Raw genomic sequence first — 21,352 nt, 5'->3', positions numbered from 1 at the left:
TACCGTCCGTGATCGCCGCGCCGGGACCCGCCGTTGCCGGTGCTTGTCCTGTTTCCGTACATGGCGGGAAAAGGACTCTCGATCATCTTTCGCGGCTTTACTGCGATCTGTCATGGTTCCCGGGGACTAGGCCGTGTTTCGAAAGATCACGTGTGTGAGGCGTGTCGGTGATCGTTGAACGAAGAGGTCTCCGGTAGGTGGTTCAACGACCAAGAAGAACGAAATACCGGAGACCTCGTGACCAGCGTAGTGGTGACGAGGCGGCACGACCTCACTGATGCGCAGTGGGCGGCGCTGGAGCCGCATCTGCCTGCCGCATCGGGCAAGGGGCGTCCGCCGAAGTGGAGCAAGCGTCAGTTGATCGACGGGATCCGGTGGCGGATCCGGACCGGGGCGCCGTGGCGGGACGTTCCTGCCTGCTACGGCCACTGGTTCACCGTGTATGGCTTGTTCCGGCGCTGGCAGCGGGAGGGGATCTGGGCGCGGATCCTGGCGGCCTTGCAGGCGTGTGCGGACGCCGCCGGGAAGATCGATTGGACGGTGAGCGTGGACTCCACCATCACCCGGGCTCACCAGCACGCGGCCGGAGCACGCCGGGACGGTCACCTGCAAAAGGAACCACCCGGCGGGGTGCACAGCGAGCCGGCCGATCATGGCCTGGGGCGCTCGCGCGGCGGGCTGACCACCAAGACCCATCTGGCTTGCGAGCAGGGCCGCAAGCTGCTGGCTGCGGTGGTGACCGCCGGGCAGCGGGGCGACAGCCCGCAGTTCATACCGGTGCTCGGCAAGATCCGGGTGGCCCGCCTCGGCGGTGGCCGTCCCAGGACCCGCCCGGACCGGGTCCTGGCCGACAAGGCCTACACCAGCAAGGCCAACCGGACTCATCTGCGCCGGCGTGGGATCAAGGCGTGCATTCCGAGCAAGGCCGACCAGGACGCTCACCGGCGAGCCAAGGGATCGAAGGGAGGTCGCCCGCCCGCCTTCGACCCCGCGTTCTACCGGCTGCGTCACGCTGTGGAGTGCGGCATCAACCTGCTCAAAGGCAACCGCGGCATGGCGACCCGTTACGACAAGCTCGCCGTACGCTACGAAGCCGTCGTCATCATCGCTGCGATCAACCAGTGGCTCAATGCCTTATGAAACACGACCTAGATGATCTCTGAGGAGACGCATGATCGGTCGCTCTCTTGTCGCGTTAGGCGTGCTGCTGTCCACCGGGATGGCAGCGCCGACCCCCCTTCCCCCCCTCTCGGCCCCGGCGCCGGTCGCCGGTGCGGCGGGGGAGTCCGCCAAGAAGATCACATTGATCACCGGGGACGTGGTGACCTACGGCACCGCCCCCGACGGCAGCCCGCAGGCCCAGGTCGAGCCGGCCAGGAGGCACGACGGCGCACCGATGTTCTTCATGTCGGTACGCGAGGGCAAGGCGTACTACGTCTACCCCACGGACGTGATGGACGAGCTGTCGGCGGGCCGCCTGGACAGGGGCCTGTTCGACATGGCGTACCTGGCGGGCAACGGCTACTCCGACGCCGAGACCCCCACCCTGCCGCTGATCGTCCAGCACGGGACGCAGCAGCGGATCGCCGGGGCGCGCGCCCTCGCCAGCATCGACGGCGTGGCCGTCAAGGTGGACAAGAAGGCCGCCGGGCAGTTCTGGTCCGGGGTCGCCACCGCCAGGGCCGCGTCCTCGAAGATCTGGCTCGACCGCAAGGTCCAGGTCACGCTCGACCGGAGCGTCAAGCAGATCGGTGCCCCTGAGGCGTGGGCGGCCGGGTTCAAGGGCACGGGCGTCAAGGTGGCCGTGCTCGACACCGGCGTCGACGCCACCCACCCCGACCTGGCCGGCCGGATCGCCGCGACCGCGAACTTCAGCTCCGAGTCGAGCGCCGAGGACGGTCACGGCCACGGCACGCACGTCGCCTCCATCATCGCGGGCAACGGCCCCAAGTACCGCGGAGTCGCGCCCGAGGCGTCGCTGCTCGTCGGCAAGGTGATGAACAACTACGGCAGCGGCCTCGAGTCCGACATCATCGAAGGCATGCAGTGGGCAGTCGCCCAGCAGGCCCGCGTGGTGAGCATGAGCCTCGGCGGGTGCTGCCCGGGCCCGGACAACCCGCTCGACCAGGCCGTGGACAAGCTCTCCGCCGACTCCGGCGCGCTGTTCGTGATCGCCGCGGGCAACGACGGCCAGAACCGCACGATCGGCTCGCCCGGCACCGCCGCCTCGGCGCTGACCGTCGCCGCCGTGGACCGCTCGGACGCGCTCGCGTCCTTCTCCAGCCGCGGCCCCACCCCGATCGGCTACAGCCTCAAGCCCGACATCAGCGCCCCCGGCGTGGACATCGTGGCCGCCCGCGCGCGCGGCACGTCCATGGGTGAGCCCGCCGAGGACGGCTACACCGCCGCGTCCGGCACGTCGATGGCCACCCCGCACGTCGCCGGCGCCGCCGCGATCCTCGCCCAGGAGCACCCCGACTGGACCAACGTCCAGCTCAAGGCCGCGCTCACCAGCACCGCCCACGGCGACGGGCGGGACGCCTACGAGCAGGGCGCGGGCCGCGTGGACGTCGCCCGCGCCGTCAAGCAGCAGGTACGCGCCTCCGGCAGCGTCGACTTCGGCTTCCTGCCCTCGCCCCAGAGCGGCCCGGTCACCAAGACCCTCACCTACACCAACGACGGCGACCAGCCGGTGACCCTCACCCTGAGCACCGGCGTCAAGGCGCACCGCGGCGACCTGCCGGCCCGCGCGCTCACCCTCGACCGCGACACGGTCACCGTCCCCGCGCACGGCACCGCGCCGGTCACGGTCACGTTCGACCCGGCGGGCCCCGACACCTGGTACGAGGGTTACGTGCGGGCCTCCAGCGGCGACGTCCAGGTGAACACGGCCGTGGGCGCGTTCGTCGAGCCGCGGAAGGTCACCGTGCGCACCCGGCTGGTGCTGCCCGACGGGGCCACCGGCAACACGGAGATCCCGTGGCTGCTCATGCGGACCGACGACCGCGACGACCTGCAGTACTCCTACAGCCCGGCCACGGGCACCGAGAGCCAGGCGCAGGTCTACCCCGGCACCTACGCCGTGATGAGCGCGGTCGCCTGGCGCGGCGCGGACGGCGAATGGGCCCAGGCCCTGCCCGTCGAGCCGCAGATCGAGATCACCAAGGACACCACGGTCACGCTCGACCTGCGCAAGGCGCGCAAGGTCTCCGTGGAGACGCCGCGCGACTCGGAGGTCTACCTCTCCCAGTACACCTTCCGGCGCAATGCGGCCAACGGCATCGCCTCCATCGACGCGGAGTCGCTGTATCCGCAGTACGGGATCGACGACTACCTGATGCTGCCCACCCGCAAGGTCACCCAGGGCACGTTCCATCTGACCGGCCGCTACCAGATGGGCGCCCCGGCCATCCGCATGAAGGTGCCCGGCGGGCCCGACCTCACCCCGCGCTACGCGGACCTGCAGACGGTGACGCCCAAGCTCGACGGCCGCAGCAGGCTCACGCTGGTCAACGCGGGCAAGGGCGCCGACCTCAGCGGCCAGGACGTGCGGGGCAAGCTCGTCCTGCTCGACCTCGGGGACCTGTGCCCGGCCACGGCCTGCACGGGCAACGCCCTGGACCGGGTCAAGGCCGCCCAGCAGGCGGGCGCCGCCGCGGTCCTCGGGTACGGGGCCGCCGGCCGGTCCTTCCTCGACCCGGCCGCGAGCTGGCCCACCTACCCGATCCCGACCATGAGCCTGCCCGCCGAGCAGGGGCGCGCGCTGGCCGCCCTGTCCCGGCGCCGGCCGGTGACGGTCACGGCGGAGGGCGTCGCGACCACGCCGTACCTGTACTCGCTGTTCCTCCCGGAGCAGGGCCGGGTCCCCGCCGACGTCCGCTACTCGATCAGGTCGCGCGACCTGCAGCAGATCGACGACCGCTTCCACGCCGACCGGCCCGGCGACGTGGAGCTGAGCACGGCGGCGTCGCTGCTGACCCATCCGGGCGCATACGCCGGGCCGTGGTCCATGGAGCACGCCGTGCGCGCGCAGACGACCCTCACCGAGTACGTCGGGCCGGTCTCGCCGGACGTCGTCTGGACCCGGACCAACACCATGACATATGACGAAGGCGACGACTGGTACGCCAAGCACGCGCTGACGACCACCGCCGTGGACATCTTCACCAAGGCCGGGTCGCGCACGGAGCCGTGGGGCATCCAGCCCCGCGTGCCGGGCAACATCGTCGTCTCCGACGCGGTGCTCGACGCGGGCGTCGCCATGTGCTTCCCGTGCCGTACGCAGGACACCTTCCTGGCGGCCGTGCCCGTCATGGGGCCGGTGCCGAACCACCAGGAGGCGTACACGTACAACGCCAACTTCCAGAGTGACGTCCACGGCGGCAAGGACGAGATGCACCTGTACCGCGACGGGCAGGAGATCCCGCTCGTCGAGGCCCAGATCGTGCTGGCGATCGTCGCGTTCATCGTGCCGACCTTCACCCTGCCGGAGACGGCGGCCGCCTACCGGCTCACCGACAAGTTCCACACCCCCAACCCGTCGCAGCTGTACGCCAAGGACGTCGAGACGGCGTGGACCTTCCGGTCCAAGCGGCCGACCGGAGGGATGTCCACGACGGACGACGGTCTCTGCATAGCCTGGTTCGCCACGGGCAAGCTGGCGCCGTGCGAGCCGGTCAGGCGGCTCAACCTCCGCTACGACGTACCCCTCGACCTGGACAACCGGCTCAAGGCGGGCACCTCACACCGGATCACCGTCACCGGCTACCACGGGTCCTACGGGGTGCGGGACGCGAAGCTCACCGCGCTGAAGCTCTCGGTCACGTTCGACGACGGCGCCCACTGGACCCCGGTGCCCGTGTCCTCCTCGGGACGCGCCACCATCACGCCGCCCGCGCTGTCCCGCACCACGGGCGCCGTGGGGCTCAGGGCCCAGGCCACGGACGCCGAGGGCAACACCGTGGAGCAGACCGTCCACCGGGCGTACGGCCTGAAGTGAAGACTTCCCTCCCCGCCTCCAGGCGCGCTGGAGGCGGGGAGGGAGCGCCCACTAAGCTCTGCCTGTGCGGCGAAGGATGATCATCTGCTTGGCATCGGTCCTTCTGCTCGCGGGATGCCGCGACGAACCTTCCCCCGAGCCCCGGAGGACCTCCCCGCCGCCCACCGCGTCCGTGCCCGCGCCCACGTCGGCATCCGCGTCTCCGACGCCGTCCACACCCCGTGCCAAGAAGGCGAACGCACGCCCTGACGACGTCAACGGGGACAGCCGGGCGGACCTGGTCGTCGCGTACGGCGAGGTCGGCCGGCGGCGTCTGGCGGTGGTCTACGGCTCGTCCCGGGGGCTCGATCCGGGGAAACGGGCCGTCGTGTCATCGGATGCGTTCCAGCCCTGGTTCAGTGGCATGGAAGCAGAGGTGGGGACCAGAGCCGATCTCGACGGCGACGGCTTCGGCGACATCCTGGGCTACGGGAGCACGCCCGGCCAGGACGGCCGGGTGCGCCCGTACGTCTTCTGGGGCGGCCCGCGCGGCATCAAGTCCAGGGCGCTCCCCACACCCGTGAGGGTTCCGAAGGAGAGCAAGTGGGGCGAATACTGGCCCATCGCCGGTGACTACGATGGCGACGGCGCCGCCGACGTGGCGATGTCCAGCCCGGCCGACAGCGGGGAGGACAACATGGGACTGGCCGTGCTCTACGGCCCGTTCAGCCGCGAGGGGATCCCGAGCCGCCAGACCGTCCAGCCGTCGCCGACCGGCTACGTGCTCGGACGGCTGGCCGTGGACAAGATCGAAGGACGGCGCCCGACAGGGCTGATCGTGTACGAGCCGGACGACGACAACCAGATGCCCGGCTGGCTGCTCGGCGGCGGACCCTCGGGGTTGGCGAAGGAGGGGCGTAAGCTCAACGCGGGCATGGCCTCCGCGTTCGGCGACTTCGACGGTGACGGCACCAGGGACATCGCGGTCGGCGACGACGGCAGCCGCAACGACGAGCCCGGCTACGAGACGGAGCCGCCCACGGTCGACAGGACGCTGACCGTCTACTACGGCGACGGCCGGCAGAAGGTGTTCAAAGGCACGGCGGGCGCCGCGGTGGCCGGCGACTTCAACGGGGACGGCCGCGACGACCTCGCCTTCGGCGGGGACAGGGAATGGCCGGTGTCAGGGCGCAGGCACACCGTGGCGCGGATCTTCTGGGGCGGCCCCGGCGGCCTGCGGGCCGGCGGAGGCGTCCCCGGCGTCGGCCAGGCCGCGCCGCTGGCGGCGGGCGACTACGACGGGGACGGGGACGACGACCTCCTCTTCGCCTCCGGCTTCGACAACCTCACGATCATGGTGACCGACGGCAGGAGAGTCCTGACCCGCTTCACCACGTCGAGCCTGAGACCCTGAACGCGGCCCGCCCGCCGGGCCTCCGCCGCCGATCCCCGCCTTCGCCGGGTCTCAGACGCGGATGCCCGCCTTCCGCCACACCTTGAGCAGGCGGCGGGCCGAGCCGCCGACGGGCCCCACCGCTTCGTACAGCACCTCTCGTGACACCGGCTCGGCCTCCGTCACGGCGGTCAGGGCCTCGTCCGCGGCCGTGATCGTGTGCGAGCAGACGCTCAGCAGGTACTCCGGGATCTGCAGGCGCGGATCCGTGCAGCCGACCAGCGGGACACCCACGGCCGCGACCACGGGGAACACCGTCCCCGGGATGCCGATGGCGGCCTCGGCCCGCGCCGAGGCCTGGACCGACGGCACGGAGCTGATCTCGTACCGCTCCCACAGCGAGCGGTCCTCGCGCGGGTGCAGCCCGACCAGGATGTGCTTGCCCGCCGCCGCCAGCCGCTCGGCCGCGGCCAGGAGCAGCTCGGTGCCGGGCGCCGAGCCGCCGGTGCTGCTCGACCTGGTGACGCTGGTCAGCACAAGGACGGTCCCGTCCTCGGGGGCGTGCCGGGGCAGGTCGTCGGTCTGCGGGGTGCCCACGACCGCGATCGGGCGGCGCGTGCCCAGGTAGTCGTCGAACACCTTGGCCTCGGCGGGCGAGGACGCGGTGATCGCCCTGAGCCGGCCGCGGAACTCCTTCGCGCGGGGCGCCTCGACCGGCAACTGGTACGCCAGCGAGCTCGCGATCAACGGCAGCTTCGGGAACCGCGCCGCGCACTCCGCCGGCCAGTCCCCGGCCCCCGTCACCACGAGCAGGTCGGCGCCCTGAACGCGGTCCGGCGTCACCGCCGGCACCGGATCGCCCGGCTTGATCCCGGACAGGTCCGGCACCAGCTGCGTGATCTCCCATCCTTGCCGTCGCGCCTCGGGCAGCAGCGGGGCCACGTGGTAGGTGCCCCACGGCTCGTTCGTGGCGATCAGCACGCGGGGCGCCCGCACGTCGGCGTACGCGGCCGTGCCGCTCAGCGCGGCGAGACCGGCTCCGGAGAGCGCACCGGCAAGCAGGGAACGCCGGGAGAGCCTGGGCGACATGTCACTAAATTTCATGGGATAGGAATCTATGGCGTGGTTGCAACCCGTTTGTGAACAAACGTGGACACTCAGGGGAATGGGCGGCCATCAGCCCTTTTCGGAGCCCTCGTTGGCGCCGCGTACGAAGTACCGCTGGAAGACCACGAACACGACGGCCACCGGAATGGTCGCCAGCAGCGCGGCGCCCAGCTTGAGCGGGTACTGCGTGCCCTTGCCCAGCGACCCGCTCACCAGGTCGGCCAGCCCCCGCGGCAGCGTGAACAGCTCCGGGCTCTGCACCGCGACGAGGCTGTGCGGGAACTCGTTCCACGTGCCCTGGAAGGAGATGATGGTGAGCGTCAGCAGCGCGGGCCGGGCCATCGGCAGCACGACCGACCAGTACGTGCGGAAGACCCCCGCCCCGTCCACCCGGGCCGCCTCCTCGACGCTGACCGGCAGCGAGTCGAAGAATTGCTTCATGATGAACACCCCGGCGGCGTCCGCGATCACCGGCAGGATCAGGGCGGTGTAGCTGTCGTACATGCCCAACTGGTTCAGCACCAGGAACTTCGGGATGAACAGCACCACGCCCGGCACCGCCATGATCGCGATGATCGACGAGAAGATCGCGCGCCGCCCCGCGAAGCGCAGCCGCGACAGCGCGTACCCGGCCATGGAGTCGAGCAGCACGCGCCCGGCCGTGACGACCACGGTCACCAGCAGCGAGTTGCCCAGCCACAGCGGCAGGTCGGTGTTGACGAACACCTTCTCGTAGCCGCCCATCGACATGGGGTCGGGGAACGGCGACAGGGGGTGTGCGGCCGCGTCCGGCTCGGTCTTGAAGGAGGTGGCGATCTGGATGACGAACGGGTAGAGGAAGACGAGCGCGAAGAAGATCAGGATGCAGTAGCCGGCGAACGTCGAGGCCAGCGACCGCGCGTTGTCCTTACGCATGGCGCCTCTCTCTCATCACCCAGCGCTGCACCAGGGTCAGCACCACGATGATGGCGAACAGCACGAACGAGATCGCGGTGCCCGAGCCGTACTCGAAGCTGCGGAAGGCCGTCTGGTACGACAGGAACGCCGGCGTGAGGGTGGTCTTGGCGGGATTGCCCTGGCTCATCACGTAGATCTGGTCGAAGACCTGCCACGTCGAGATCAGCCCCAGCGTCAGCACCAGGAACAGGGTCGGCTTGAGCAGCGGCAGCGTCACGTTCCTGAAGACTTGGCGGCGGCCCGCCCCGTCCAGCATGGCCGCCTCCTCCAGCGACACCGGGATGTCCTGCAGGGCGGCCAGGAACATGAGCATGAACGTCCCCGACGTGGTCCAGACGACCAGCATGATGATGGTCGTCATCGCCACGCTGGGCCCGGACAGCCACTCCCACCACGACAGCCCGAACGGCCCGCCGGAGGTCAGCGCCTCCGGCGGAACCGCCGGATCGACCAGGCCGACGGCCCCGAGCAGCAGGTGCAGCACGCCCCGCGAGTCGGCGAACCACTGGGGCCCGTCGACGCCGAACAGGCCCAGCAGCGCGTTGACCGCGCCGGAGTTGGCGAACACGAACAGGAACACCACGCTGATCGCCACCGAGCTGGTCACCGAGGGGAAGAAGAACGCGGCGCGGAAGAACGTCCGGCCCTTCAGCAGCCGGCTGTTGACGATCAGGGCCAGGCCGAGCGCCAGCACGGTCTGGGCGGGCACCACGATGGCCACGTAGTAGACGTTGTTGCGGACGCTCGTCATGAAGTCCTGCCTGGCCAGCCCCTCCTCCGTGAACAGGCGGGTGTAGTTGGCCACTCCGGCGAACGGCACCCCGCTCCGGAACGGGCTGCCCTGCCCGTTCCAGTCGGTCAGGCTCACCCAGAACGCCATGAGGATCGGCGCCAGCATGAACAGGCCCAGGATCACCACGACGGGCGCCACGAACAGCCAGCCCGCCAGGTGCTCGCGTGTCTTGCGCGCGGTCATGACGTGCCGAGCGCGGCCTGGATGTTCTTCTGCGTCCGCTGCAGCAGCGTCTTGGGCGCGGTGGTGGCCAGCTTCTGGAGCCCCGTGTCGAAGTCGACCAGGACGCTGTCCATCTTGGGGGCGTTCACGGGGCCCTGGGCGTAGTCGGCGCCGTTGACGAAGGGGCCGTCGTCGGGGAACTCGGCGGTGTAGGCGGCCTTGGCGGACTGCCGCGAGGGCATGACGCCGAACGCCTTGGCGAAGGCCATCTGCTGGTCGGCCTTGGTCATCGCCTCGACGAACGAGACCGCCTGGTCCTTGTGCCGGCTCTTGGCCGAGATGCCCCAGCAGTTCGTGAACGACAGCGTGCCCTTGCCCTTGGGGCCCGCCGGCAGCTCGTGAACGGAGTACTTGACGTCGGGGAAGTCCGCCTTGAGCGCGCCCTTGATCCAGTTGCCCTCGATGGTCATGGCGACCTTGCCCTTGCCGAACGCCTCGCCGCCCCAGCCCGCGTCGAGCTGGTCGGGGTAGCGGGCCAGCTTGGCCGACACCAGCGAGCGCACGTACTCGAGGGCCGCGAGGTTCTGCGGGCTGTCGGCGGTGGCCTGCCTGCCGTCGGGGCTGGTCAGCCAGCCGCCGGCCTGCACCATGAACGCGCCGACGCGGTCGCGGGTGGGGCCGATCGCCAGCGGGGTGACGCCCTTGGCCTTGAGCTTCTCGCCGACCGAGGTGAGCTGCTCCCAGGTGGTCGGAACGTCGGCGTCGGTGAGCCCGGCCTTGGACCACAGGTCCTTGTTGACGATCAGCGCGAGGGTGGAGAAGTCCTTGGGCGCGCAGTAGAGCTTGCCGTCACGGGTGAACGCGGTGCGCAGGGAGGGGTAGAAGTCGTCGGGCTGGCTGATCTTGTCGCCGTACGGCTCCAGGGCGCCGACGCTGGCGTAGTCGGCGAAGCGGGAGGCGTCCACGTAGAACACGTCCGGCGGGTTGTCACCGGCGAAGGCCTGGCCGAGCTGCTGGGCGAGATCCTGTGCGGGCGTCACCGTCGCGGCCGCCCCCGCCGAGGCGGCCCACGTCTGGGCGGCCTGCTTGACGGCGGCGGTCTCGGCCTCGCCGGAGGAGCCGATGAGGACCTGCAGGTTGACCTGACCGCCCGTCTGCTGGGCCGGGCTCGGCTTGTCGTCGAAGCCGCTGCCGCAGGCTGACAGAGCGAGCGTGGCGCAGGCGAGGCCGCTGATCGCGGTGGCGCGGCGGGTACGTGGCGTCATCGGAGTGGTTCCTGTTCTCGCGTTGGGGGGCAGGGGGCAGGGGTCAGGCGGACTGGCGGATGGTCAAAGACGGCGACAGCAGCACGTGCGCCGACGGCGGTCCGGCGTCGGGGCTCTCCAGGGCGCGGGCGAGCAGCTCCACGCAGGCCGCGGCGGCCTCGCCGAGCGGCTGGTGGACGCTGGTGAGGCCGACGGCCCTGGCGGCGGGCGTGTCGTCGAAGCCGATCACGGCGACGGGCCGGTCCGGCTCCCGCGCCTGCAGCGCGCCCAGGGCCAGGGAGTCGCTGGCGCACACCAGGGCGGTCACCTCGGGCTCGGTGCCGAGCAGGTCGCGGGCCGCGCTCTCCCCGGCGGCGATGCCGTCCTCGACCGCCCGCTGCACCCCAGGGGACGAAAGCGTGCGGGCCCAGCCCTCCCGCCGGTCGTCGCCCACGCCCGAGCCGGGCGGCCAGCCGATGAAGCCGATGTGCCGGTGACCGGTGGCCAGCAGATGGCGGGTGGCCGCTTCGGTGCCCGCGGCGCCGTCCACGTCCACCCACGGATGGCGGGCGTCGGGCAGGTCGCTCCAGGGCCGGCCGAACGCCACGAACGGCAGCCCGCGCTCCAGCAGCCAGGACGCGCGCAGGTCGTCGTGGTGGGTGCCGGTCAGCACGAACGCGTCCGGCTGGTAGGCGCCGAGCAGGTCCTCGTACGTCGCGATCTCCGAGCGGTCGTCCGCGGCGGTGTAAAGCAGGATCCGGTACCCCTCCTGCGCCGCCGTCTCCGACAGGCTGTGCAGGAAGCGGTCGGCCCAGGAACCGCTGATCCCGTCGCCGTCAGGCTCGATGCCGATGGCGATCAGCCGGGAGCGGCCGGTGCGCATCTGGCGGGCGGCCTGGTTGGCGCGGTAGCCGAGCCGCTCGATCACCTCGAGGACGTGCTTGCGGGTCTCGTCCCGGACCACTTCGGGGCTGTTGAGCGTGTTCGACACCGTCTGGCGCGACACGCCTGCCGCCTTCGCCACATCGGTGATCGTCACCTTTCCCGCCATAAATCGCCTTTCGAGGGGTTGAACGTTCAAAGTCTGTTGCGGCATGATTTGATCGTTCAAAATTAGCGGAGTGTTTCGAAATCTGCACCCCCGGCGACCTTCTGTCAAGACCCGCCGGTGACCATTGACCCGACCCCAGGGGGAGTCCCAGTGCTTCAGCCGCTGCTGCACGATCTGGTCAGCACCGTCATGGCGCCGGCGAGCGCGCTGAGCGACGCCGACGGCCAGATCCGCCCGGCCGGCGTCCAGGGGCTCTTCTACGCGGACCGCCGGGTGCTGTCCCAGGCCCGGCTGTTCGTGGACGGGCGGGAGCCGGAGTCCGTCGGGCACGCGCCCGCCGGGGCCGGGCGCGACCGCTTCGTGTCGCTCGCCCGCTGGCTCGGCGACCGCACGGCCGACCCCACGGTCCGGCTGGACCGGCTGCGGGAGCTCTCGCCGTACGGGATGATCGAGCAGGTGGCGATCACCTCCACCGCGTCGTCGCCCGTGACGGCCACGGTCACGGTCGAGCTGTCCTGCGACTTCGCGGCCATCGACGCGGTCAAGTCCGGCCGCCCCGGCACCCCCGTCCCGGCGACGCCGGTCGGCGAGGGCCGCCTGAGCTGGGGCTCCGACACCACCCACGTCACCGTCACCGGCCACGACGCCCAGGCACTCGTGGAAGGGAGCGACGGACCGGCCTGCCTGAGGTGGGAGGTGAGCCTGCCGCCGCGCGGCCGGGTGACCTTGCGCTGGGAGCTGACCGCCGAGGACCCCGCCGCGGTCGTCGTAACCCCTACGGCCTCCCTCGAATGGAGCCCGCCGCGCGTCACCGCCGACGACCGGCGCATCACCAGGCTGCTCGACCAGTCGCTCGAAGACCTCAGGTCGCTCCGGCTGGCCGAGCCGGGCGCGCCCGGTGACACGTTCCTCGGGGCGGGAGCCCCCTGGTTCCTGACCCTCTTCGGCAGGGACAGCATCTGGGCGGCGCGCATGCTGCTCCCCCTCGGCACCCGGCTGGCCGCGGGCACCCTGCGCGTGCTGGCCCGCCGCCAGGGGACGCGCCTCGACCCGGACACGGGGGAGGCCCCCGGCAAGATCATGCATGAGCTGCGCAGGGAGGCGTTCGACCTGGCGGGCCAGAAAGGACGGCTGCCCGCCGTCTACTACGGCACCATCGACGCCACCCCGCTCTGGATCAGCCTGCTGCACGACGCGTGGCGCTGGGGGATGCCGCCGTCCGAGGTCGAGGAGCTGCTGCCGCACCTGCGGGCCGCGCTGGGCTGGCTCGCCGACCACGCCGACCCCGACGGGGACGGCTTCATCGAGTACGTGGATTCCAGCGGTCGCGGCCTGGCCAACCAGGGCTGGAAGGACTCCGGCGACTCGGTGCGCTTCCACGACGGCCGCCAGGCCGAGCCGCCGATCGCGCTGGCCGAGGTCCAGGGCTACGCGCACCAGGCCGCCCTGCACGGGGCCGCCCTGCTGGACGCCTTCGGCCTGCCGGGGGCGGCCCGGTGGCGCGAGTATGCGGCGGCGCTGGCCGAGCGGTTCCGCGACGCCTTCTGGGTCGACGGGCCGCAGGGCCGCTTCCCGGCGCTCGCCCTCGACCGCGACAAGCGGCCGGTGAACGCCCTCACCAGCAACATCGGCCACCTCCTCGGCACCGGCCTGCTCTCACAGGAGGAGTCGGCCCGGGTCGCCGAGCTGCTGGCGTCACCCGCCATGGCGGAGGGGTTCGGGCTGCGCACGATGTCGTCGCGTGAGGGCGGGTTCAGCCCGCTGTCGTACCACTGCGGATCCGTCTGGCCCCACGACACGGCCATCGTCATCGCCGCCCTGGCCAGGGAGGGCTTCGGCGAGCAGGCGGCCACCCTCGCCGAGGGGCTGCTGGCGGCGGCCGAGTCGTTCGGCTACCGGCTGCCCGAGCTGTACGCGGGCGACGCGAGGGACCAGGTGGGCCGCCCGGTCGCCTACCCCGCCGCCTGCCGCCCCCAGGCCTGGTCCGCCGCCGCCGCGATCGCCATCGCCCACGCGGCCCTGGGCCTCTACCCCGACGTGCCGGCGGGCCGGGCGCGCCTGCGCCCGCTGTCCGGCGCGCCCCTGGGAGCGCTGACCGTCGCCGGAATGCGGGTGGCGGGCGCGGAGGTCGAGGTGAGCGTGGACCACGACGGCGGGGCCGCGGTCACCGGCCTGCCGTCGGACCTCCATCTGGAGGAGGCCGTCAGCCCTTCGTCGCGCCGCCCGTGAGGCCCTTGACGAACTGCTTCTGCAGCAGCAGGTAGAAGACCAGGATCGGCAGGGTGGCCAGGAACATGAGGGCGAACATGCCGCCGAAGTCCGCGGCGTACTGGCCGAGCGACTTGTACACGCCCGTCATGATCGTCGTGCCTTCGCGTGGCCCGTAGATGATCAGCGGGTTGAGGAAGTCGTTCCAGATCCACACGCCGAGGAAGATCAGCACGCTCGCGGTGGCCGGCCGCAGCAGCGGGAAGACGACGCGCCAGAACGTCTGCCACCGCGTCGCCCCGTCGATCGCGGCCGCCTCCTCCAGCTCGCGCGGGATCCCCTTCATGAACCCGGAGAAGACGAACACCCCGAACGGTACGTAGTAGCCGACGTTGAACAGGACGAGGCCCTGGAGCGTGGACATCAGCCCGAGCGACTTGAGCACCTGCGTGACCGGGATGAGGATGACCTGCGGTGGGATCATCAGCCCGCACAGCAGCAGCACCATGACCGCCCGCGACCACCACTGGCCGTGCCGCGCCAGGTAGTGGCCGAGCATCGCCGACAGCACCGTCAGGATGACGATCGACAGCGAGGTGACCACGACGCTGGTGCGCAGCGACGACCAGAAGAGGCTGTCGGGGTCGGTCAGCACGCGGACGAGGTTGTCCAGGGTGGGGGGCGCGGGCAGCGACATCGTGTCGCGCGCCACCTGACCGCTCGCCTTGAAGACGTTGATCAGCGCGATGTAGAGCGGGATGAAGAAGACGGCGCCGATGACCAGCGCGACCAGCGGGCGCACCCACGGCAGGCGGGATCCCGTCATAGCTGCACCTCCCTGCGCTGCAGGATCCGCAGCGTGACCACCGACAGCAGGGCGATGATGACGAGCATGACGACCGCCTCGGCTGAGGCGTAGCCGGTGCGGTTCTCCACGAACCCCTCCTGCAGGACGACGAACGCCACGCTGGCCGTCGTGCCCGTGCCCGGCCCGCCGTTCGTGATGACCTTGACGTGGTCGAAGATCTTGAACGCGGAGATCAGCAGGACGACCGTGTTGATGGTCAGCGCCGGCGCCAGCAGCGGCCAGGTGACCTTCCAGAAGCGCCGCAGCGGCCCGGCCCCGTCGATCGCGGCCGCCTCGGCCAGTTCCTGCGGCACCCCCTGCAGCCCGGCCAGGTAGACGACCACGCAGAACCCCAGCATCTGCCAGCAGACGATGGACGACAGCGAGTAGAGCGCGATGTCCGGGTCGGACAGCCAGCCCGGCGGCTCGCTCACCCCCAGGGCCCGCAGCCCCTGGTTGACCGGTCCGTCGTCGGCGAGCACACGGGTCCAGATCACGCTGATGACCACCGAGCTGATCACCATGGGGGTGAAGAAGACGCTGCGCAGCGCGTTGTAGAGCCAGCCGCGCCGGTCGAGGACGACGGCGATGGCCACGCCGAGCACGTTCGGGACGATGACCACGATCAGGGACAGGATGGTGGTGACCCGCAGCGAGCTCAGGAACGTGTCGTCCTTGAACAGCAGCGCGTAGTTGCGCAGCCCGACGAACCGCGTGTTCGGCCTGAGCAGCGCCTGGTTGGTGAGGCTGTAGCCGACGCTCATGGCGATCGGCAGCAGCACCAGGCACGTGTAGACGAGCGTGCCCGGCGCCGCGAAGGTCAGGAAGTGCCACAGGCCCGGCCGCACCGGCCGCCTGCTCCCACGGCGGGTCAGCGCGCCGGGCCTGCGATGGGTGGTGCTGACGGCCATCAGCCGCTCTTCTCCCATTCGGTGTCGAGGAACGCCAGCGTCTGGTCCGTCGTCTTCTTGCCGCTGACCAGGTCCTGCGCGGCCGACCAGAACTTGCCCTGCATGCCGGGCAGCATGGCCGCGTCGCCGGCCTCCCAGCCGAACGCCGGGACGGTCGCGTTCTCCTTGATCGCCTGCTGCCACAGGTCGTACACGGCCTTGAAGACCGGGCCGGTGGTGGACGGCGGCGTGTAGCCCTTGATGGCCGGGAACAGCGCGTCGGCCTTGACCGAGGCGTCCAGGTTCTCCCTGGTGAGCTGGAAGGCCAGCGCGAACTTCTTGGCCGCGGCCAGGTTCTTCGCCGTGGCGCTCACGGACAGGCCGCCGCCGGTGAACGCCGGCAGGTGCAGGCTCCCGTCATCGCTGGGCCAGGCGAACACGCCGATGTCGTCCTTCATGTCCGACTGGTCGGCCGCGGCGGCGAACCAGCTGCCCATCGGGTACATCGCGCCCTTGCCGCCCAGGAACGCCTCCTGCGTCTTGGGGTAGTCCTGGCCGATCTGCCGCTTGTCGATGTAGCCCTTGGCGGCGAGATCGGCGAACTTCTGCGTGGCCGCCTTCACGACCGGGTCGCCGGCGAAGGTGACCTGCCCGGCGCGGCGCTTGGCGATCCAGTCGGGCGTCTTGGCGTACAGGTCGGTGGCCAGGATGGCGGTCCACGGCTGGGAGGTGACGAACACCCCGCCGCTGACGAACGGCGTGATCCCGGCGGCCCTGAGCTTCTCGGCGTCGGCGAGCAGCTCGGCGTACGTCTTGGGCGGCGCCGCGATCCCGGCCTTCTTGAACAGCTTCTTGCTGTAGTAGACGTTGGGGATCGTCTGCGTGTTGGCCGGCAGCTGCAGCACCTTGCCGTTGACCGCGCCGCAGGTCGGGCAGAGGAAGTCTGTCAGCTCCTGCTCGGTCCAGGGCGCCAGGTTCGGCTCCAGGGCGATCAGGTCCTGCATGCCGATCTGCACGTCGGGCAGCTGCCCGGACGCGGCCAGCTGCTTGGCGTAGTCGTTGCGCTCGGACTCCGACGGCGCGGCGACCAGCTCCACGTCGAGGTCAGGGTTGGCCTTCGTCACCAGCGCCACCTGGGCCTTCCAGTACGACTCCGGCAGGTTCGGCGAGGGGAAGACGAGGAACGTGACCTTCTGCTTGCCGCCGGACGAGCCCCCGGACGAGGGGGCGGCGGACGTGCCGGGCGTACCGCTCGAACAGGCGCTCAGCGCCAACGTGACGGCCAGTGCGAGCGCACCGGACGCGGACAGCTTGTTCATGGTGAGCTTTCTTCGGTGGTGGGGGATGGGGTGTCGTCGCCGGTCGTCCGCTGGACGACGTCGGACGGCGGGCCGTAGCGGAAGGCACGCACCCGGTAGGAGGCGTGCCGCTCCTCGGGCAGGGTGACCAGGCCGAACGCGTTGACGTCCGGCGCGAGCACGGCGGTCACCCGGTAGCCGGGCCGGCCCGCCGGTCGGTCCTCCAGCAGGTAGCCCTCCTCGTCGCGGGCCTGGTCGGCCCACCGGAACGCGACGCCGTCGGCCTGCGTCACCGTTGCCTTCAGGCCGGTGGGAGCGGCTCCTTCGCTGCCCACAGGCCGCGTCCCGGGGGACCCTCCCGGGAGCACGCGCGGCTCGGCCCAGCGGGGATCGGGCTCCGGGTACGGCCCGCCGCCGAGCGTCACGTCGACCGGCGCGGAGGCCGCGCCGTAGTAGGGCCGCAGCCGGTAGGAGAAGGTGGTCCGCGGCATCAGGTCGGGATGCGTGTACGACGTCTGCTCCGGCGGCAGGAACCCCAGGATCGTGTACGGCCCCGCGGGCTCGGTGGCGAACTCGATCACGTGCCCGGCGGCGCCCGGATCGCGGCGCTTCCAGCGCAGCGTGATGTCGGTCGGCGACACGAGCTCGGCCTCCAGCCGGACCGACGGCTCCTGCCGCCCCGACGGCTCCTGCCGCTCCGACGGCTCCGGCCGCTCCGACGGCTCCGGCCGCGGGACCGCGCACGCTGCGGCCACCGGGACCACCAGCACCAATGCCATCAGCACCCACGCCTTCCGGGCCCTCATCGCCCCCTACTTACGCCAGAAGCGGATGCCGCTCCACTCGACCGTGGCGGGCCCCTGGCCGCTGGCCGTCCGGTACGCGCCGAACTTGTCGTAGAAGCTGCCGCTCTCGCTCGACACCGTGTGCTTCAGCGACCCGTTGATGTAGGTGCGGTGGACGCTGCCGACCACATGGACGGTGTTGACACGGACCGTGGTGCCGATCGTCGCGCCCGTGGCGACCGTGTCGCCGCCGTGCACCGAGTACAACCGGCCGCCGCGCTCGACGGCGAGCATGAAGAACGGCCCGGTCGTCTTGAACGTCTGCTTCAGGCTGATCCGGGTGCCCGGCAGGCTGGTGATCTTGAAGTAGCCCTCGAACTGGCGGGTGCCGCTGGAGTAGGTGGCGTAGCGCCGCTCGGCCCGCTGGTCGCCGCTGTCCGTCGAGCAGGTCAGCTTGAACGTCAGGTCGCTGACGTCACCGCACCCCCGCTCCTGGACGGTGAACGTGGGCGAGTACTCGGTCCAGGGCCCCGACTCGACGGGATCGGCGGAAACGGGGAGGGCGGGCAGCAGCAGCCCGACGGTCAGCGCGCTCGTGCTGAGTAATCGCATTGACCCTCCATATTAGGAAAGTTTCCTATCACGAGTCATAGGATCACTTTGCGTGTTCCTGCGTCAAGACCCTTGACCGGCTGCTGAGGCTGCTGTATTCATCGGATGTCTGGAGGGGTTTGCCCATGGGACTTCGACGTACTTTCGTGGCCGCACTGATCCTCGCCGTGGTCGTGAGCCTCTGCGCGGCGCCCGCCGGCGCGGAGGTCCAGCATCCGAGGCAGCAGTGGTTACGCGACTCCACGGCCGGGCTGTTCCTGCACTGGGGCATGTTCACCGCGCCGCGCCACCTCGACTGCGCCGCCTGGGAGCGCGACGTGACGGAGGGCGGCTGGAGCCCGGACTACTGGGTGGACGAGGCCCGCAAGCTGGGCGCCTCGTACATCGTGCTGGCCACCTTCCACAGCAGGCTCGGCTACGCGCGGCCGTGGCCGTCGGAGGTCCCCGGCTCGTGCGCCACCAAGCGGGACTTCCTCGGCGAGCTGGTGAACGCCGGGAAGGCGAAGGATGTACGGGTCATCCTCTACATGACCGACGACCCCCAGTGGCACAACGAGCAGGGCGTCGAGACGCTCGACTCGGCCGCCTACTCCGCCTACAAGGGCCGGCAGGTGGACCTGACCACCCGCGCCGGATTCGGCATGTACAGCTACGACCTGTTCTCCGAAGTTATGGCGAAATATCAGGACCTGGCGGGGTTCTGGATCGACAACGACAACGAGTACTGGGAGCAGAACCACCTCTACGAGCAGATCCGCGAGAAGCGGCCGTCCTGGTTGTTGAGCAACAACAACGAGGACACCCCGATCATGGACACGGTCAGCAACGAGCAGAAGACCGGCATGACCCCGGCCTACGACTACCCGCAGGCCGCCTGGACCCCGATGCCGCGCCTGGTCGAGGCCGACTACAAGCTGCCCACGACCGGCGACTGGTGGTACGACGGCGGCAGCCACCCGGTGGACTTCCGGCTCAGCACCGGCCGCTACGTCACCAACGCCGGCTCCTCGATGAAGTCGCTGATGGCCGAGACCCCGATGGTCAACGGCAGGTTCCCGCCGGAGCAGGAGGAGTTCAACGACTTCATGGCCACGTGGGTCCCGCCGATCAGGGCGTCCCTGCGCGGCACCGAGGGCGGCGGCTACCTGTACGGGGGCCTGCAGCCGGGCTTCTGGAACGACGGCGCGCACGGCGTCGTCACCGTCGAGCGCGGCGGCGCGAAGATCCAGTACGTGCACGTGGTGACCAGGCCCAGCACCGACCTGGTACGCCTGCGCGACAACGGCTACCGGGTGAGCGCGGTGAGCGACCTGCGCACGGGGGAGCGGATGCGGTTCAGCCAGTCCGGCGGCTACCTGACGATCCTCGGCATCGCGAAGTGGGACACCTACGACACGGTCTTCAAGGTGGAGACGGCCGGACGGCAGCACTTCTACGACCAGTCCGCGCTCAGGGCCACCGCCTCCTCGTCACGTGACGGCCACCCGGCGGGGGCGCTCGTGGACGGCAGCCACGAGGTCTACTGGGACAGCGCCGCGAAGCTCCCCGTGTCGGTGACGCTGGACCTCGGCAGGGTGCGCAAGGCGGCGTACCTCGCGGTCAGCCAGCGCGAATGGTCGCCCACGTACGCCCGCGAGACGTTCGGCCGCCCCGAGGACTCCGCGCGGATCAAGGACTACCGCGTCTACGTGAGCGACGACGGCCGGCACTGGGGCAGGCCGGTCCGGACGGGCGCGATGCGCAGCGCGCGCGGCACGCAGGCCGTGGACCTCGGCGAGCGGCGCGCCCGCTACATCAAGCTGGAGGTGCTGAACACCTGGGCCGGGCCGCAGGCGCCGCGCTTCTTCCAGGAGCTGCAGATCGACGAGATCGAGGTCGCGCACGACTACCCGGTCTCCTCCGGCGCGGCGGTGCCGCTGGAGGCCGAACATCAGCGCCGCTCGGGCGCGGCGCGGGTCGAGCCGTGCCCGGCCTGCTCCGGCGGGGCGAAGGTCGCCGGGCTCGGCGGCGGGCCGCGTAACGCGATCGCCTACCGCGACGTCACGGTGGCGGCGGCGGGCGACTACCGGCTGCAGATCGACCACACCGCCGCCGCCGAGAGCTCCCTCTCGATCGGGGTCAACGGCGCCGCGCCGATCCAGGTGCGGGTCCCTGGCGACAACGCGGACGTGCCGCTCTCCACGGCACTGCCGGTGCCGCTGCGCGCCGGGGCCAACACGATCACCTTGGCCAGCGACGCGCCCAGGGGGCCGGGCGTCGACCGGCTCGCCGTGGCGCCGCTGCCGCCCGCCTCGTACGTGCCCAAGACGACCATGACCGTCGAGCCGGGCGGCCTGCGGTGGGCAGGCCCGGGGCAGCAGTCGCTGAAGGTGTCGGCGAAGCTCCGCCTCGACGCCGACGACGCGCTCGACCAGGTGCGGCTCGCCCCGGTCGCGCCCGCGGGCTGGACGGTCGAGGGCGATCCCGTCACGGCGGGCACGATGCGGCTCGGGCAGACGCTGGAAGGCACGTGGACCCTCACCTCGCCGCCCGGCCAGGACGTCACGTCGGCCGACATCCCGGTCACGGCCGCGTTCCAGGTGCTGGGCCGCCCGAACACGGTCACCAGGCAGGTGCGGGTCCGGCCGCGCCCCGCCGACCGGGTCTTCATGCGTGAGGCCGAGGACTCGCGCAACGGGCTCGGCAGCGCGGGCATCACGAGCTGCACGCCCTGCTCAGGCGGCCAGAAGGTGCGCAACCTCGGCGGCGACTCGGACGCCTCCGTGCTGTTCGAGGACGTCGTGGTGCCGGAGGCCCGCCAGTACACGCTCTTCATCGACTTCACCGTCAACGGCGACCGGTCGTACTTCGTGACCGTCAATGGCGGGACGCCGGTCGAGGTGAAGGTGAGCGGAGTGGGCAATAACACCCCCTACACCACGTCCGTGCCCGTCACGCTGCGGGCGGGCGCCAACACCATCAAGATCCACAACGACACGGCCGCCGCCCCCGACCTCGACCGGATCTCGATCGGCTAACTGCTGAAAT

The 21,352-nt window shown here is 70.9% G+C and carries 15 protein-coding genes; 5 read left to right on the top strand and 10 right to left on the bottom strand.

The window, feature by feature from the left end:
• The first annotated feature begins 252 nt into the window (after nucleotides 1–252).
• The 3 genes from ABD830_RS17945 to ABD830_RS17935 all read left to right on the top strand — a co-directional run bounded on the left by ABD830_RS17945 (nucleotide 253) and on the right by ABD830_RS17935 (nucleotide 6,392).
• Nucleotides 253–1,140, top strand: a complete 888-nt coding sequence (locus ABD830_RS17945) for an IS5 family transposase (RefSeq protein WP_378521066.1) — start codon at nucleotides 253–255, stop codon at nucleotides 1,138–1,140.
• A gap of 31 nt (nucleotides 1,141–1,171) precedes the next feature.
• The gene (locus ABD830_RS17940) at nucleotides 1,172–4,999 is read left to right on the top strand and encodes a S8 family peptidase (RefSeq protein WP_344988451.1); all 3,828 of its coding nucleotides are present in this window, start codon (nucleotides 1,172–1,174) and stop codon (nucleotides 4,997–4,999) included.
• 88 nt (nucleotides 5,000–5,087) lie between these two features.
• Nucleotides 5,088–6,392, top strand: a complete 1,305-nt coding sequence (locus ABD830_RS17935; RefSeq protein ID WP_344988450.1) for an FG-GAP repeat domain-containing protein — start codon at nucleotides 5,088–5,090, stop codon at nucleotides 6,390–6,392.
• Nucleotides 6,393–6,443: 51 nt separating this feature from the next.
• On the opposite strand, the gene ABD830_RS17930 is transcribed toward ABD830_RS17935, so the two are convergent.
• The 5 genes from ABD830_RS17930 to ABD830_RS17910 all read right to left on the bottom strand — a co-directional run bounded on the left by ABD830_RS17930 (nucleotide 6,444) and on the right by ABD830_RS17910 (nucleotide 11,673).
• Complete coding sequence (locus ABD830_RS17930) at nucleotides 6,444–7,475, bottom strand: hypothetical protein (protein WP_344988448.1); 1,032 nt, start codon at nucleotides 7,473–7,475, stop codon at nucleotides 6,444–6,446.
• A 72-nt stretch (nucleotides 7,476–7,547) separates the two neighbouring features.
• The gene (locus tag ABD830_RS17925; protein ID WP_344988446.1) at nucleotides 7,548–8,393 is read right to left on the bottom strand and encodes a carbohydrate ABC transporter permease; all 846 of its coding nucleotides are present in this window, start codon (nucleotides 8,391–8,393) and stop codon (nucleotides 7,548–7,550) included.
• Complete coding sequence (locus ABD830_RS17920; RefSeq protein WP_344988444.1) at nucleotides 8,386–9,411, bottom strand: carbohydrate ABC transporter permease; 1,026 nt, start codon at nucleotides 9,409–9,411, stop codon at nucleotides 8,386–8,388. The genes ABD830_RS17925 and ABD830_RS17920 overlap by 8 nt, the downstream gene beginning before the upstream one ends.
• Nucleotides 9,408–10,655 (bottom strand): sugar ABC transporter substrate-binding protein, encoded by a 1,248-nt coding sequence (locus ABD830_RS17915; RefSeq protein ID WP_344988442.1) that lies wholly within the window; start codon nucleotides 10,653–10,655, stop codon nucleotides 9,408–9,410. Before ABD830_RS17915 ends, ABD830_RS17920 begins: the two co-directional genes overlap by 4 nt.
• A 43-nt stretch (nucleotides 10,656–10,698) precedes the next feature.
• Nucleotides 10,699–11,673 (bottom strand): LacI family DNA-binding transcriptional regulator, encoded by a 975-nt coding sequence (locus ABD830_RS17910; RefSeq protein ID WP_344988440.1) that lies wholly within the window; start codon nucleotides 11,671–11,673, stop codon nucleotides 10,699–10,701.
• Between the two features lie 162 nt (nucleotides 11,674–11,835).
• Here ABD830_RS17910 and ABD830_RS17905 point away from each other — a divergent pair, with 162 nt between their 5' ends.
• The gene (locus tag ABD830_RS17905) at nucleotides 11,836–13,914 is read left to right on the top strand and encodes an amylo-alpha-1,6-glucosidase (protein WP_344988439.1); all 2,079 of its coding nucleotides are present in this window, start codon (nucleotides 11,836–11,838) and stop codon (nucleotides 13,912–13,914) included.
• Here ABD830_RS17905 and ABD830_RS17900 read toward each other — a convergent pair.
• The 5 genes from ABD830_RS17900 to ABD830_RS17880 are packed head-to-tail and all read right to left on the bottom strand — an operon-like array spanning nucleotide 13,889 to nucleotide 18,325.
• Nucleotides 13,889–14,719, bottom strand: a complete 831-nt coding sequence (locus ABD830_RS17900) for a carbohydrate ABC transporter permease (RefSeq protein ID WP_344988437.1) — start codon at nucleotides 14,717–14,719, stop codon at nucleotides 13,889–13,891. The genes ABD830_RS17905 and ABD830_RS17900 overlap by 26 nt on opposite strands.
• Entirely contained in the window at nucleotides 14,716–15,651 is a 936-nt protein-coding gene (locus ABD830_RS17895; RefSeq protein WP_344988435.1) for a carbohydrate ABC transporter permease, read from the bottom strand. The genes ABD830_RS17900 and ABD830_RS17895 overlap by 4 nt, the downstream gene beginning before the upstream one ends.
• Complete coding sequence (locus ABD830_RS17890) at nucleotides 15,651–16,949, bottom strand: ABC transporter substrate-binding protein (RefSeq protein ID WP_344988434.1); 1,299 nt, start codon at nucleotides 16,947–16,949, stop codon at nucleotides 15,651–15,653. The genes ABD830_RS17895 and ABD830_RS17890 overlap by 1 nt, the downstream gene beginning before the upstream one ends.
• On the bottom strand, nucleotides 16,946–17,734 hold the full coding sequence (locus ABD830_RS17885; protein ID WP_344988432.1) for a fibronectin type III domain-containing protein: 789 nt from the start codon (nucleotides 17,732–17,734) through the stop codon (nucleotides 16,946–16,948). The genes ABD830_RS17890 and ABD830_RS17885 overlap by 4 nt, the downstream gene beginning before the upstream one ends.
• Before the next feature lie 6 nt (nucleotides 17,735–17,740).
• Entirely contained in the window at nucleotides 17,741–18,325 is a 585-nt protein-coding gene (locus tag ABD830_RS17880; RefSeq protein WP_344988430.1) for a polysaccharide lyase family protein, read from the bottom strand.
• A gap of 125 nt (nucleotides 18,326–18,450) precedes the next feature.
• On the opposite strand from ABD830_RS17880, the gene ABD830_RS17875 reads away from it, so the two are divergent.
• Nucleotides 18,451–21,342, top strand: coding sequence for an alpha-L-fucosidase (locus tag ABD830_RS17875; RefSeq protein WP_344988428.1), 2,892 nt, complete (start codon nucleotides 18,451–18,453; stop codon nucleotides 21,340–21,342).
• Nucleotides 21,343–21,352: the final 10 nt, after the last annotated feature.

Origin of the sequence: Nonomuraea helvata (genome assembly GCF_039535785.1) — a bacterium.
Taxonomy (GTDB): Bacteria; Actinomycetota; Actinomycetes; order Streptosporangiales; family Streptosporangiaceae; genus Nonomuraea; species Nonomuraea helvata.
The sequence above is the reverse complement of the archived record's forward strand: the minus strand, read 5'-3'. Positions and strand labels throughout refer to the sequence as shown.